The organism is Burkholderia pyrrocinia, assembly GCF_003330765.1.
GTDB classification, from domain to species: domain Bacteria; phylum Pseudomonadota; class Gammaproteobacteria; order Burkholderiales; family Burkholderiaceae; genus Burkholderia; species Burkholderia pyrrocinia_B.
This window is the reverse complement of record NZ_CP024902.1, coordinates 2,031,645-2,044,764: the sequence shown is the minus strand read 5'-3', so window position 1 is coordinate 2,044,764 and position 13,120 is coordinate 2,031,645. Positions and strand designations below refer to the sequence as shown.

Annotated in this window: 13 protein-coding genes; 8 read left to right on the top strand and 5 right to left on the bottom strand. The window is 66.7% G+C overall.

Translation table 11 applies throughout. The features are described 5' to 3' along the window. Positions 1-278: 278 nt before the first annotated feature. Positions 279-761, top strand: coding sequence for a DUF2501 domain-containing protein (locus CUJ89_RS09850; RefSeq protein ID WP_114177168.1), 483 nt, complete (start codon positions 279-281; stop codon positions 759-761). Positions 762-1,040: 279 nt separating this feature from the next. Here the strand turns inward: CUJ89_RS09850 and CUJ89_RS09845 are convergent, their stop codons facing one another. After that, positions 1,041-1,406: a hypothetical protein gene (locus tag CUJ89_RS09845; RefSeq protein ID WP_114177167.1), complete on the bottom strand. Its 366-nt coding sequence runs from the start codon at positions 1,404-1,406 to the stop codon at positions 1,041-1,043. A 151-nt stretch (positions 1,407-1,557) separates the two neighbouring features. On the opposite strand from CUJ89_RS09845, the gene CUJ89_RS09840 reads away from it, so the two are divergent. From CUJ89_RS09840 to CUJ89_RS09830, 3 genes are all read left to right on the top strand, one after another. After that, positions 1,558-2,994, top strand: a complete 1,437-nt coding sequence (locus tag CUJ89_RS09840; RefSeq protein WP_114177166.1) for an aldehyde dehydrogenase family protein — start codon at positions 1,558-1,560, stop codon at positions 2,992-2,994. Between the two features lie 123 nt (positions 2,995-3,117). Beyond that, positions 3,118-4,308 (top strand): NAD(P)H-dependent flavin oxidoreductase, encoded by a 1,191-nt coding sequence (locus CUJ89_RS09835; RefSeq protein WP_114177165.1) that lies wholly within the window; start codon positions 3,118-3,120, stop codon positions 4,306-4,308. Between the two features lie 65 nt (positions 4,309-4,373). Beyond that, positions 4,374-5,015 (top strand): OmpW/AlkL family protein, encoded by a 642-nt coding sequence (locus CUJ89_RS09830; RefSeq protein ID WP_114177164.1) that lies wholly within the window; start codon positions 4,374-4,376, stop codon positions 5,013-5,015. A 74-nt stretch (positions 5,016-5,089) separates the two neighbouring features. Here CUJ89_RS09830 and CUJ89_RS09825 read toward each other — a convergent pair whose 3' ends face one another. After that, the gene (locus tag CUJ89_RS09825; RefSeq protein ID WP_114177163.1) at positions 5,090-5,293 is read right to left on the bottom strand and encodes a DUF1289 domain-containing protein; all 204 of its coding nucleotides are present in this window, start codon (positions 5,291-5,293) and stop codon (positions 5,090-5,092) included. A gap of 425 nt (positions 5,294-5,718) precedes the next feature. Between CUJ89_RS09825 and CUJ89_RS09820 the strand changes: the two genes are divergently transcribed. The 4 genes from CUJ89_RS09820 (at position 5,719) to CUJ89_RS09805 (ending at position 9,801) form a co-directional block, all read left to right on the top strand. Then, a complete protein-coding gene (locus CUJ89_RS09820) occupies positions 5,719-6,813 on the top strand; it encodes a polyamine ABC transporter substrate-binding protein (protein ID WP_114177162.1) in 1,095 nt (364 codons plus the stop codon). An 86-nt stretch (positions 6,814-6,899) separates the two neighbouring features. After that, positions 6,900-8,060, top strand: a complete 1,161-nt coding sequence (locus tag CUJ89_RS09815) for an ABC transporter ATP-binding protein (RefSeq protein ID WP_114177161.1) — start codon at positions 6,900-6,902, stop codon at positions 8,058-8,060. Continuing rightward, positions 8,057-8,983, top strand: a complete 927-nt coding sequence (locus CUJ89_RS09810; RefSeq protein WP_114177160.1) for an ABC transporter permease subunit — start codon at positions 8,057-8,059, stop codon at positions 8,981-8,983. The genes CUJ89_RS09815 and CUJ89_RS09810 overlap by 4 nt, the downstream gene beginning before the upstream one ends. Continuing rightward, the gene (locus CUJ89_RS09805) at positions 8,980-9,801 is read left to right on the top strand and encodes an ABC transporter permease subunit (RefSeq protein ID WP_114177159.1); all 822 of its coding nucleotides are present in this window, start codon (positions 8,980-8,982) and stop codon (positions 9,799-9,801) included. The genes CUJ89_RS09810 and CUJ89_RS09805 overlap by 4 nt, the downstream gene beginning before the upstream one ends. A 104-nt stretch (positions 9,802-9,905) precedes the next feature. Here CUJ89_RS09805 and CUJ89_RS09800 read toward each other — a convergent pair whose 3' ends face one another. The 3 genes from CUJ89_RS09800 to CUJ89_RS09790 are packed head-to-tail and all read right to left on the bottom strand — an operon-like array spanning position 9,906 to position 12,961. Further along, complete coding sequence (locus tag CUJ89_RS09800; RefSeq protein WP_114177158.1) at positions 9,906-10,712, bottom strand: sulfite exporter TauE/SafE family protein; 807 nt, start codon at positions 10,710-10,712, stop codon at positions 9,906-9,908. Positions 10,713-10,730: 18 nt separating this feature from the next. Next, positions 10,731-12,053, bottom strand: coding sequence for an FAD/NAD(P)-binding oxidoreductase (locus tag CUJ89_RS09795; RefSeq protein WP_415859046.1), 1,323 nt, complete (start codon positions 12,051-12,053; stop codon positions 10,731-10,733). Continuing rightward, complete coding sequence (locus tag CUJ89_RS09790; protein WP_114177157.1) at positions 12,050-12,961, bottom strand: MBL fold metallo-hydrolase; 912 nt, start codon at positions 12,959-12,961, stop codon at positions 12,050-12,052. The genes CUJ89_RS09795 and CUJ89_RS09790 overlap by 4 nt, the downstream gene beginning before the upstream one ends. Positions 12,962-13,120 lie beyond the last annotated feature (159 nt).

Below are 13,120 nucleotides of genomic sequence, written 5' to 3'. Positions count from 1 at the left end.
GTGAGATCGGGCCGGATGGTCCGAATGGCCGACGACGACGATTCTATGACGCTTCGCGCGCGGCGGCGAAACGGAATGGCGATTGCGAGCGGGTGCAATCGACTCGCGCGTCGAACCGGGGGTACCGGACACGGCACCCCGTCAAGTATTGTCAAATCGCCGCGATATCACGATGCCTGACCTTTCAGGCCGCGCACGAAGGCTGTCATGCACGGGTTGATTGAGTATCCTTGGATTCGATTCGCGGTACTCACTCAGTCACAACCGGGAGGCTTCACATGAATGCACGTCTATACCGCGCGACCGTTGCCGGCGCGCTGATCGGATTGCTCGCGCCGTTTTCGGTGGCCCATGCGCAGCTTGGCGATGTCCTGAAACAGGTCGGGGGCGGCGGTGGCGACTCGGGCAGCAGCGCCGGCGGCGCGCTCGGTAATCTCGGCGGCCTTGGCGGCGCGTTGACGGGCGGCGGCGGTTCGTCGCTGATGCCGGGCAGCACCGGCAACGTCGCGGGCCTGCTGCAGTTCTGCATCCAGAACAACTATCTCGGCGGCGCGTCCGGCGGCGCATCGTCGGTGAAGGACGCGCTGATGGGCAAGCTCGGCGGCAATGCATCGTCCGACAGCAGCTACACCAGCGGCGCGAGCGGGGTGCTCGATGCCGGCAACGGCAACAAGCTCGACCTGAGCGGCGGCGGCCTGAAGCAGCAGGTGACGAAGCAGATCTGCGACAAGGTGCTGGCGCAAGGGAAATCGCTGCTGTAAGCGCGGGGGCGTGCGCTTTGTGACGGTGCGCACGATATCGAACGGCGGCGCAAGCCGTGTGACCGCCGCCCGCGCATGCATTTCGCCGCCGATGCGGCGCGTCGCCATGCCCGGTGCGTTGTTTCGGCGACTATCGTCCGATCCGTCGCCCGGTGCAGGGAAATTGTCAGGCCACGCGCGCGTTGCGTGCCGACGATTCACGGCGGTTGCCGATGCAGACCGGCCAGCCGCCTAGCTGCCTTCCGCATGCCGCGCTGCCGGCTGCGCCCGAGGCGCGCGTCAATCCGCGAGCCGCTTGTCGGCCAGCGCCTTGCAGCAGTCTTCGTACACCCATTGCACGAGTTTCGCCCGATAGTCGAGATCGTCGGTATCGACGATTTCCTCGACCGCGTCGCGCGCCCACGGCGCGTCGACGAAGCCGGCGTGCCGTTTCGCGATGTCCTGCGCGAGCGCGGCCAGCTTTGCGATCGCAAGCCAGTCGGCCTGCCGCAGATGGTGGTCGAGCCAGCGGTGTGCCGCCTGGACCTGGAACGTGGCGTCCGGCCACGCTTCGTTGAGGTAAAACGCGCCGAGATTGCCGCAGGTGAGCCAGCAAAGCAGCTCCAGGCGGTCCTGTGAGCCGAGGGTATGGGATGCGTCGGTCATGGCAGCGCTCACGAAAGGCATCGATTCCGGGCGGCCCAGGCCGCGGAAGCCGGCGTCGATACTAAAAACATAGCACGATGCGGGCCATGCGGCGCACCCGGAGTGGTGCGGATGGTTAGAATGTTCCCTTTCCGGGAGACAGGAAACGACGATGAAAATCTACGATCAGTTCTATATCGACGGCGCATGGCGCACACCGGCGGGCACCGGCACGATCGACGTGATCGATTCGGGCACCGAGGCCGTGATCGGCCGGATTCCGGAAGGCCTGCCGTCCGACGCGCAGGATGCAATTCGCGCTGCGCGCGCTGCGTTCGACGCGTGGGCCGCGACGCCGCCCGCGACGCGCGCAGGCTACCTGCGCAAGATCGCCGAGAACCTGCAGGCGCGCAGCGAGGAACTCGCACAGTCGATCACGGGCGAAGTCGGAATGCCGATCAAGCTGTCGCGCGCGGTCCAGGTCGGCGGCCCGATCTACAACTGGAACGCGTATGCCAAGCTCGCCGAGTCGTTCGAATTCGAGGCGAAGGTCGGCAATTCGCTGGTGGTGCGCGAGCCGGTCGGCGTCGTCGCGGCGATCACGCCGTGGAACTATCCGCTGAACCAGATCACGCTGAAGGTCGCGCCGGCACTCGCGGCCGGCTGCACGGTCGTGCTGAAGCCGACCGAGATCGCGCCGCTCAACGCGTTCATGCTCGCCGAGGCGATCCATGAAGCGGGGCTGCCGGCCGGCGTGTTCAATCTCGTGTGCGGCTACGGCCCGGTCGTCGGCGAGGTGCTGGCCACCGATCCCGATGTCGACATGGTGTCGTTTACCGGCTCGACGCGCGCGGGCAAGCGCGTGGCCGAACTGGCGGCCGCGAGCGTCAAGCGCGTCGCGCTCGAGTTGGGCGGCAAGTCGGCATCCGTGATTCTCGACGACGCGGATTTCGCGGCAGCCGTGAAGGGGACGGTCAACGCGTGCTACCTGAACGCGGGCCAGACCTGCTCGGCGCACACGCGGATGCTCGTGCCGGAAGCGCGCTATGAAGAGGCGCGCGAACTCGCGAAGGTCGCGGCCGAAGCGTACGTTCCGGCCGATCCGCGGCAGGAGACGACGCGTCTCGGCGCGCTCGCGTCGGCCGTGCAGCAACAACGCGTGCAGTCGTACATCCAGCGCGGGATCGACGACGGCGCGGAACTCGTGACGGGCGGCACGGGCCTGCCGGACGGCCTCGCGAAAGGCTTCTTCGTGAAGCCGACCGTGTTCGGCCGCGTCGATCCGACCTCGACGATCGCGCAGGAGGAAATCTTCGGGCCGGTGCTGTCGATCATCACGTACCGCGACGAAGACGAAGCCGTGCGCATCGCGAACGATTCGCCGTACGGGCTTGGCGGCGCGGTGTGGGCCGGCAGCGACGAGCGTGCGATGCGCGTCGCGCGCCGCATCCGCACGGGGCAGGTCGACATCAACGGCGGCGTGTGGAACATGGCCGCGCCGTTCGGCGGCTACAAGCAGTCCGGGTACGGCCGCGAGAACGGCGCGTACGGGCTCGAAGAGTATCTCGAGTACAAGTCGATGCAGCTCAAGGCGGCGAAGCCGGCCTGAGCGCTTCGCGCCGCACGAACCGGAAACGGCACGCTCGCGTGCCGTTTTTTTATTGACGGCCGTCAAGGTGCGTGGCTGTGGATCGTCGATCATCGCGGTTCCGATGTTCCGACGAGGTTTCAGATGACCGTACGCACTTCCTTTCCGCCGCTGACGATTCGCGGCCGCACCTTGCTGCCTGTCGTGCAGGGCGGCATGGGCGTCGGTATCTCCGCGCACCGGCTGGCGGGCAGCGTCGCGCGCGAAGGCGCGGTCGGCACGATCGCGAGCATCGACCTGCGCCACCATCATGCCGACTTGCTCGCGCGTTGCCGCGCGCAACCCGATCGCGCGACGCTCGAAGCCGCGAACCTCGACGCGCTGGCACGCGAGATCCGTCTCGCGAAGACCTACGGCGAAGGGCGCGGGATGATCGCGGTCAACGTGATGAAGGCGGTGAGCGCACATGCGGACTACGTGCGTGTCGCGTGCAACGAAGGCGCGGACGCGATCGTGATGGGCGCGGGCCTGCCGCTCGATCTGCCCGATCTCACGCAAGGACACGACATCGCGCTGATCCCGATCCTGTCGGACAGCCGCGGGATCGCGCTGGTGCTGAAGAAGTGGATGAAGAAGGGGCGGCTGCCCGATGCGATCGTGATCGAGCATCCTGCGCATGCGGGCGGCCACCTCGGCGTCACGCAGATCGGCGACATGCACGACCCTCGTTTCGATTTCGCGCACGTGCTCGACGAAACCGCCCAGGTGATGGCATCGCTCGGCCTCGCGCGGGAGACGATCCCGCTGATCGTGGCGGGCGGGATCAACAGTCACGACATGGTGCGCGCGGCGTTCGCGGCCGGCGCGAACGGCGTGCAGGTCGGGACGCCGTTCGCGGTGACGGAAGAGGGCGATGCGCATCCGGACTTCAAGCGCGTGCTCGCCGAGGCGACGCCCGACGACATCGTCGAATTCGTCAGCGTGACGGGGCTGCCCGCGCGCGCGGTGAAGACGCCGTGGCTCGATCGTTACCTGCGCAACGAGACGCGCATCCGCAACAAGCTCGGCGCATTCAAGCAGCGCTGCCCGACCGCGCTCGAATGCCTGAGCGTCTGCGGCCTGCGCGACGGCATCGAGAAGTTCGGCCATTTCTGCATCGACACGCGGCTGGCGGCCGCGTTGCGCGGCGACGTCGCGAACGGGCTGTTCTTCCGCGGCCGTGAAGCGTTGCCGTTCGGCCGAGCGATCCGCAGCGTGCGCGACTTGCTCGACCTGCTGCTGACGGGCTGTGCGAGCGAGCCTGCGGCAAACCGTCCCACGTTTACGCTGGCTTGACGGATATCAAGATGACGAAAAGACCCTACAGGGAGAATGGAAACCATTCCTTGGGGGTCCGTACCATGCATAAAACGATTCGAACTTGTGTCACCGCTGCCGCCGTCGCGGCAAGCTTCGTCGCGATACCTTCGCTGTCGCACGCGGCGTCGCCGGGCGACGGCATCAACCAGGGTGACGTACTGGTTCGGCTTCGCGCGATCAGCATCCAGCCGAACGAGCGCGCGAGCGACACGCTGGGCGCGCTCAACGTCGGCGTGAACAACGCGATCGTGCCCGAGCTCGACTTCACGTACATGATCCGCGATTACCTCGGTGTCGAGTTGATCCTCGGCACGTCGCGACACCAGATGACGTCGAGCCTCGGCAATCTCGGCGGCGTGGGCGTGCTGCCGCCGACGCTGCTGCTGCAGTATCACTTCAACCATGCCGGCAAGGTGCGTCCGTACGTCGGCGCGGGGTTGAACTACACGTACTTCTACAACAACGGGCTCAACGTCGGCGGGCAGGGCGTGTCGATCGACAAGAGCAGCTTCGGCCCCGCGCTGCAGTTCGGCGTGGACGTGCAGGTGACGAAGAAGGTGTTCGTGAACGTCGACGTGAAGAAGATCTGGATGAGCACCGATGCGACGCTCGGTGACAAGGGCATCGGCACGCTGCACATCGATCCGCTGATCGTCGGCGTGGGCGTCGGGATGAAGTTCTAGACGCGGCGGGAAAGAACAGAGTTGGGGTTGGCGGCATGGCGGTCGGCATGCCGCTCTTTTTTTGCGTGGCGGATTTACAGCTTGTCGTACTGGAAGCGCATCGCGGTGCCTTCGCGCGTGATGCGCTCCCATACCACGCGCTTTTCGTCGTCGCTCAGGAACACCCAGTTCGACACTTCGCCGGCCGTGCGGCCGCAGCCCTTGCAGACTTCGTCGAAGAGGGTCGAGCACACGCCGATGCAGGGGCTGTCGGGCAGGTCGTGGAGATTGGAGGCCATCGGAAGGTTCGCACAGTTGAATCGTCAGCCGCCATTTTAATGCATCGCGGCCGGTCGGTCGGGCGGGTGCGGCCGGCATGCTGTACCGGCGCAGGTTCGTGACAGTACGACCGGGCGTCCGGCGCACGCAGCCGCCGAACGGTCCGCGCGTCCGGCACGCGAACGCGGTTTCGCCTCCACCTGTTTTTCCCGGTGGACAGCCGCCGATTACCCGATAGAATTCCCCGGAACGCCCCGTCGCACGGGCGGCCTGACCGGCCGTCGGCGGGAATCTGTTCCGTTTGCGCGACACCGGCATGATTTTTTTGTGACGGAGCGCGAATGGTGGTAGCGTTCGGGGTTTTCGAGGGGCGGAGCGCCAGAGTGCGCCGCCGTGACGAGGCAGACGGCAGCCGGACAAGCGGTCCGGTCGGAGGGAGAACGGGATGAAAGCAAAGGTAGTGGGCCGGTTCGCAGCGCTCGCGCTGTGCGTGGGTGCATCGGCGGCAGCGGCGAAGGATACGCAGCTTAATATCTATAACTGGTCGGACTACATTGCGAAGGACACGATCCCGAACTTCGAGAAGCAGACGGGCGTCAAGGTCCGCTACGACAACTACGACAGCGACGACACGCTGCAGGCGAAGCTGCTGACGGGCAGCTCGGGCTACGACATCGTCGTGCCGACCAGCAACTATGCGGGCAAGCAGATCGCCGCCGGCATCTTCGCGCCGCTCGACAAGTCGAAGCTGCCGAACCTCAAGTATCTCGATCCGCAACTGATGGCGCTCGTCGCCGGTGCGGACCCCGGCAACAAGTTCTCGGTGCCCTGGGCGTACGGCACGACGGGTCTCGCGTACAACCTGACGAAGGCGCAGCAGGCGCTCGGCAAGGTGCCGCTCGACAACTGGGACATCCTGTTCAAGCCGGAAAACCTCGCGAAGCTGAAGACCTGCGGCGTGTCGGTGCTCGACGCACCCGACCAGATGTTTGCGGCGGCGCTGCACTACATCGGCAAGGATCCGATGAGCACGAACCCGGCCGACTACAAGGCCGCGATGGAAGTGCTGAAGAAGATCCGCCCATACATCACGCAATTCAACTCGTCGGGCTACATCAACGACCTGGTCGGCGGCGACATCTGCTTCGCGTACGGCTGGTCGGGCGACGTCGTGATCGCGAAGCATCGCGCGATCGAGGCGAAGAAGCCGTACAAGATCGAGTACTACATTCCGAAGGGCGGCGCGCCGGTGTGGTTCGACGTGATGGCGATCCCGAAGGACGCGAAGAACAAGGATGCCGCGCTTCAGTGGATCAACTACATCGAGGATCCGAAGGTGCACGCGGCGATCACGAACGCGGTGTACTACCCGAGCGCAAACGCCGAGGCGCGCAAGTACGTGCGGCCCGACGTCGCGAACGACCCGGCCGTCTACCCGCCGGCCGACGTCGTGAAGACGCTGTTCCTGCTCAAGCCGCTGCCGCCTGAAATCCAGCGCCTGCAGACGCGTCTGTGGACCGAGCTGAAATCGGGCCGCTGACGCGAGCCGCAGTGAGCCAGCAGTCATGAAGCCCCTGGTGCCCCCGGGGGCTTTGTTCGTCAAACGCAGGAGAGAAGCAGCACATCATGAATAGCCAGTCGGGCGCGCCGGTCGTGGGCGCGCCGTCCTCCGTTTCCTCCTCCGGCGCCAATGCGCGCGCCGAGAACTTTGTCCAGATCGTCGACGTCGTCAAGAAATTCGGCGACACCGAAGCCGTGCGCAGCGTCAACCTGACCGTGCGCCAGGGCGAGCTGTTTGCGCTGCTCGGCAGCTCGGGCTGCGGCAAGTCGACGTTGCTGCGGATGCTCGCGGGCCTCGAGACGGTTACGTCGGGCAAGATCCTGATCGACGGCGAGGACCTCGCGCAGATGCCGCCGTACAAGCGGCCCGTGAACATGATGTTCCAGTCGTACGCACTGTTCCCGCACATGTCGGTCGAGTCGAACGTCGCGTTCGGCCTCAAGCAGGAAAGCACGCCGAAGGCCGAGCTGAAGGAACGCGTCGCCGCCGTGCTCGAACTCGTGCAGATGAGCAAGTACGCGAAGCGCAAGCCGCACCAGCTGTCCGGCGGCCAGCAGCAGCGCGTCGCGCTCGCGCGCTCGCTGGTCAAGCGCCCGAAGCTGCTGCTGCTCGACGAGCCGATGTCCGCGCTCGACAAGCAGATCCGCCAGCGCACGCAGATCGAGCTCGTCAACATCCTGAACAGGGTCGGCGTCACCTGCATCATGGTCACGCACGACCAGGAAGAAGCGATGACGATGGCGAACCGCCTCGCGGTGATGAGCGAAGGGCAGATCGTGCAGATTGGCTCGCCGAACGAAGTGTACGAATATCCGAGCAGCCGCTTCTCGGCCGAGTTCATCGGCTCGACGAACCTGTTCGACGGCGTGACCGTCGAGGACGAACCCGACCACGTGTACATCGAATCGCCGGAACTGCCGAGCCGGCTGTACGTGAGCCACGGGATCTCGGGCCCGCTCGGGATGCCGGTCACGGTGTCGGTGCGCCCCGAGCGGATCGCGCTCACGCGCAAGCCGCCCGAAGGCGCGTTCAACTGGGCGCGCGGCAAGATCAGCAACGTCGCGTACATGGGCGGCTATTCGCTGTATCACGTGAAGCTCGACGCGGGCAAGACGGTGATCGCGAACGTGTCGAGCCTCGCGATTTCCGAGCTCGACACGCCGTCGCTCGGCGACGAGATCTACGTGCGCTGGAGCGCGACCGCAGGCGTGGTGCTGACCTCATGAGCGCGTTCAAGTCCCTGCTCGAGTGGCCGGTGCGGCGCTTCAACCTGACGGGCGCCACGGCGGTCGTCGCGGGGCCGTTCACGTGGCTCGTGCTGTTCTTCCTCGTGCCGTTCGTGCTGGTCGTCAAGATCAGCTTCGCCGAGCTGCAGCTCGGCATCCCGCCGTACACGGAGCTCGCGTCGTACGCGGACGGCGTCGTGCACGTCGCGCTGAACCTGTCGCACTATGCGTTCCTGTTCACGGACAGCCTGTATTTCGCGACCTACGTGAACTCGGTGTGGGTGGCCGCGATCACGACGCTGCTGTGTCTGCTGATCGGCTATCCGATGGCGTACTACATCGCGCGCTCGAACCCGGCGACCCGCAACCTGCTGATGATGGGCGTGATGCTGCCGTTCTGGACGTCGTTCCTGATCCGCGTGTACGCATGGATCGGCATCCTGAAGAACAACGGCCTGCTGAACAACTTCCTGATGTGGATCGGCCTGACCCATACGCCGATCGAGCTGTACCGCACGAACTACGCGGTGTACATCGGGATGGTGTATTCGTACCTGCCGTTTCTCGTGATGCCGCTCTACGCGCACCTCGTGAAGATGGACCTGCGCCTGCTCGAAGCCGCGTACGATCTCGGCGCGAAGCCGTGGAAGGCGTTCGTGCAGATCACGCTGCCGCTGTCGAAGAACGGGATCATCGCGGGCTGCCTGCTCGTGTTCATCCCGGCGGTGGGCGAGTACGTGATTCCGGAGCTGCTCGGCGGCGCGAACACGCTGATGATCGGCCGCGTGATGTGGAATGAATTCTTCAATAACGCAGACTGGCCGATGGCGTCGGCCGTGACCTGCGCGATGGTGTTGCTGCTGCTCGTACCGATGGCGATGTTCCAGCACTTCCAGGCGAAGGAGCAGGAGGCCCGCCGATGAAGCCGAATCGTTACCTGCAGTTCGCGGCGCTGTTTGCCGGCTTCGCGTTCCTGTACATCCCGATCATCAGCCTGATCGTCTATTCGTTCAACGAGTCGAAGCTCGTTACCGTGTGGTCGGGTTTCTCGTTCCGCTGGTACTCGGCGCTCGTCGAGGACGACGAGCTGCTGACGGCCGCATGGCTGTCGCTGAAGATCGGCGTGCTGACCGCGTTCGCGTCGGTGTTCATCGGCACGTGGGCCGGCTTCGTGCTCGCGCGGATGGGGCGCTTTCGCGGCTTCGCGCTGTTCAGCGGGATGATCAACGCGCCGCTCGTGATTCCCGAGGTGATCCAGGGGATCTCGCTGCTGCTGCTGTTCATCGAACTGGCGAAGTGGATCGGCTGGCCGGCCGAGCGCGGAGTCTTCACGATCTGGCTCGGCCACGTGATGCTGTGCATCTCGTACGTCGCGATCATCGTGCAGTCGCGCGTGCGCGAGCTGAACCCGTCGCTGGAAGAAGCCGCGCTCGATCTCGGCGCGACGCCGCTGAAGGTGTTCTTCACGATCACGCTGCCGCTGATCTCGCAGGCGCTGATCGCGGGCTGGCTGCTGTCGTTCACGCTGTCGATCGACGATCTGGTGCTGTCGGCGTTCCTGTCGGGCCCCGGTTCGACGACGCTGCCGCTCGTCGTGTTCTCGCGCGTGCGCCTCGGGCTGAACCCGGAGATGAACGCGCTCGCGACGCTGTTCATCGTCGCGGTGACGGCCGGTGTCGTGATCGCGAACTTCGTGATGCTGCGTCAGGAACGCAAGCGGATGATGGCGTTCGCGACCTGACGCCTGCGTGGCGGCTGTCATGCAAAACGCCCGGTGCCGACGACGAGTCGGGCCGGGCGTTTTGTTTTGCGGGTGCGTTTATGGTTGCGCTGTCGCGCCACCGCTCACGCGCCGAACGCCGCCCTCGCGAGCAACCCCAGCGCGACGCACACGAGCACGCCTGCGAAGCCGGCCTGCACGTGCCGCGCGGCGAGGTGCCGCGACGCGCCGCGGCCGGCGGCCATGCCGAGGGCGGTCGCAACCGCGAACCACAGCGTCATGTCGAGCGGCGCACGCGTGCCCGATACGACCGTCGCGAACACGCCGCCGGTGCCGACCAGTGCGATCACCATCAGCGACGTCGCGACCACGCCATGCATCGACACGTTCGTGAACTTGCGCAGCATCGGCACGATCACGAAACCGCCGCCGACGCCGAGCAGCCCGGTCATCAGGCCCGTCACCGCGCCGGTCGACGCGAGCGCGAGGCCGACGGGCCAGGACCAGACGAGGCGGCCCGTGTCGGGATTCACGCGGCCGACGCACAGCGGCGACGCGGTCGCGCTGCCGGCCGGCGAGCGCAGGGCCTGGTGCAGCAGGCGGCCGGCGACCACCAGCATCGTCAGCGCGAACAGCGCGAGCAGCACGCGCTGCGGCAGCACGTGCGCGAGCTTCACGCCGAACGTCGTGAGCGGCACGCCGGCCACGGCCATCAGCAGTGCCGCGCGATAGCGCACGAGCCCGCGGCGGAAACCTTCGAGCGCGCCGAGCGCGGCGCTGCCCGCCACCGCGACGAGCGCGACGGGCGTGGCCTGCTGCATCGGCCAGCCCATGCCGACGACGAGCGCGGGCACTGCGAGAATGCCGCCGCCGGCGCCGGTCAGGCCGAGCACGGCGCCGACGAAGCCGCCCAGGATGAGGGAAATCAGCATGACGTCATCGGACCTCGTTCAACGTGCGATCGCGGGCTTCGCGAGCCATTCGCGGCCCTTGAGCATCGCTTTCCAGTAGAGCGGCGGCAGTACGCGTTCCTTGAGCAGCCACGCGAGCCGCGACGGACGCTTGCCGTCGATCAGCCAGGCGGGGAAGGTCGGCGCGACCTTGCCGCCATACAGGAATTCGGCGAGCACGATCTTGCCGCGCTCGACGGTGAGCGGGCACGAGCCGTAGCCGTCGTACGCGGCGTCGCCGTGCGTGAGGCCGAGCGATGCGAGCAGGTTGTGCGCGACGACGGGCGCCTGCTTGCGGGCAGCCGCGGCTGTTTTCGCATTGGTCGTGTTGGTGGCGTCGCCGAGCGCGTAGATGTCCGGAAACTGCGTGTGCCGCAGCGTCGCCGGATCGACGTCGATCCAGCCGGCCGCGTCGGCGAGCGGGCTCGTGCGCACGAAGTCGGGCGCCTTCTGCGGCGGCACGACGTGGATCATGTCGAACGCACGCACGACGGTTTCCTTGCCGCCGTCCGGCAGTGCACGCGCGAACGTCGCGCGGCGCGCGGGCCCGTCGATCGCGACGAGGTTGTGGCCGAACGACAGCGCGATGTCGTAGCTTTTCACGTACTCCATCAGCGCGGGCACGTAGTCGGCAACGCCGAACAGTGCGCCGCCGGCATTCAGGAACTCGACGTTCGCGGCGCCGAGACTGCCCGTGCGCCGCCAGCGGTCGCACGACAGGTACATCGCTTTCTGCGGCGCGCCCGCGCACTTGATCGGCATCGGCGGCTGCGTGAAGAGCGCATTGCCGCCGCGAAACGCGCGGACGAGTTCCCACGTGTACGGCGCGAGATCGTAGCGGTAGTTCGACGTGACGCCGTGGCGGCCCAGCGTGTCGGCGAGGCCTTCAATGGCGTGCCAGTCGAGCTTGAGCCCCGGACACACGACGAGCTTGCGATAACCGATGCGGCGGCAGCCGTCGAGCACGACCGCATGCGCGTCGGGCTCGAAGCCCGCGACGGCGGCCTGGATCCGGTGCACGCCGCGCGGCAGCACGTCGGTCATGGGGCGTGCGGTGGTGTCGGGCCGGAACACGCCCGCGCCGACCATCGTCCAGCCCGGCTGGTAGTAGTGGACGTCGGCCGGATCGATCACCGCGATATCGAGCGACGCGTCGCGCGCGAGCAGGCTCGACGCGACCGCGACGCCGGCCGCGCCCGCGCCGACGATCACGATGTCGTGCCGCGCGTCGACGGCTGCCGCGATCTGCGGCGGGACCGACAGCGCGTCGGTCGGCTTGCGGATGGTCATGTCGGGGTTCTCCGGTTGGGGCGCATGGCTCAGATCGCGTCGAGCGGGATCTTCAGGTAGCGCATGCCATTGTTTTCGGGCTCGGGCAGGTGGCCGGCGCGCATGTTGACCTGCACGGACGGCAGCATCAGCACGGGCATGTCGAGCGTCGCGTCGCGCGCGGTGCGCATCGCGACGAAATCGTCCTCGGTCACGCCGTCCTTCACATGCACGTTCGCGCGGCGCTGCTCGGCGACGGTCGTCACGAACTGCACGTCGCGGCCGCCCGGCTGGTAGTCGTGGCACAGGTACAGGCGCGTGTCGGGCGGCAGGCCGAGCACGCGCGCGATCGAGCGGTACAGCGTGCGTGCGTCGCCGCCGGGGAAGTCACAGCGGGCCGTGCCGTAGTCGGGCATGAACAGCGTGTCGCCGACGAAAGCCGCACGCTGCGTTGCGTCGTCGACGCAGTACGTCATGCAGGCGGGCGTGTGGCCCGGCGTGTGCAGCGCGCGGATCGTCAGCGCGCCGAGCGCGAGCGTGTCGCCGTCGTCGACGAGCCGGTCGAACTGGCGGCCGTCCTCCGCGAAACCGGGGCCGGCGTTGAACAGCGTGCCGAACACGTGCTGCACGCGGCGCACGTGCGAACCGATTGCGATCCGGCCGCCGACCTGTGCCTTCAGGTACGGCGCGGCCGACAGGTGATCGGCGTGCACGTGCGTCTCCAGTAGCCAGTGCACGGTCGCACCGAGTTCGGCGACGCGGGCGATCAGCCGGTCGGCACTGGAGGTGCGTGTGCGGCCGGATTTCGGGTCGTAGTCGAGCACGCTGTCGATCAGCGCGCATGCACGGCTCGCCGTATCGAGCAGGAGATAGCTGACGGTGTGGGTCGCCGGGTCGAAAAAGCCTTCGACCGATAGCGTGGAGGCGTTGCTCACGGAGGTGTCCTCGATCGGGTTCTGCATCTGCAATCGGGATCTCTAACTCAAGAAGCGTGCCAGCCTGCGCCCTGGCACCGGCCGATGTGCCAGGGACTTGATTCGGCTCATGTTTTCGGCGTGGCCGCCGTCATGCGCGGGCGTCGGCGGCATCCGGCCGTGGATGCGGACTGCCATATCTGGCAG

Excerpts from the sequence above, each read along its gene's own strand:
- CUJ89_RS09800 (WP_114177158.1), bottom strand. The coding sequence starts at position 10,712 with ATGCTGATTTCCCTCATCCTGGGCGGCTTCGTCGGCGCCGTGCTCGGC.
- CUJ89_RS09835 (WP_114177165.1), top strand. The coding sequence starts at position 3,118 with ATGACCGTACGCACTTCCTTTCCGCCGCTGACGATTCGCGGCCGCACC.
- CUJ89_RS09825 (WP_114177163.1), bottom strand. The coding sequence starts at position 5,293 with ATGGCCTCCAATCTCCACGACCTGCCCGACAGCCCCTGCATCGGCGTG.
- CUJ89_RS09790 (WP_114177157.1), bottom strand. The coding sequence starts at position 12,961 with ATGCAGAACCCGATCGAGGACACCTCCGTGAGCAACGCCTCCACGCTA.
- CUJ89_RS09830 (WP_114177164.1), top strand. The coding sequence starts at position 4,374 with ATGCATAAAACGATTCGAACTTGTGTCACCGCTGCCGCCGTCGCGGCA.
- CUJ89_RS09850 (WP_114177168.1), top strand. The coding sequence starts at position 279 with ATGAATGCACGTCTATACCGCGCGACCGTTGCCGGCGCGCTGATCGGA.
- CUJ89_RS09805 (WP_114177159.1), top strand. The coding sequence starts at position 8,980 with ATGAAGCCGAATCGTTACCTGCAGTTCGCGGCGCTGTTTGCCGGCTTC.
- CUJ89_RS09820 (WP_114177162.1), top strand. The coding sequence starts at position 5,719 with ATGAAAGCAAAGGTAGTGGGCCGGTTCGCAGCGCTCGCGCTGTGCGTG.
- CUJ89_RS09840 (WP_114177166.1), top strand. The coding sequence starts at position 1,558 with ATGAAAATCTACGATCAGTTCTATATCGACGGCGCATGGCGCACACCG.
- CUJ89_RS09815 (WP_114177161.1), top strand. The coding sequence starts at position 6,900 with ATGAATAGCCAGTCGGGCGCGCCGGTCGTGGGCGCGCCGTCCTCCGTT.
- CUJ89_RS09845 (WP_114177167.1), bottom strand. The coding sequence starts at position 1,406 with ATGACCGACGCATCCCATACCCTCGGCTCACAGGACCGCCTGGAGCTG.
- CUJ89_RS09810 (WP_114177160.1), top strand. The coding sequence starts at position 8,057 with ATGAGCGCGTTCAAGTCCCTGCTCGAGTGGCCGGTGCGGCGCTTCAAC.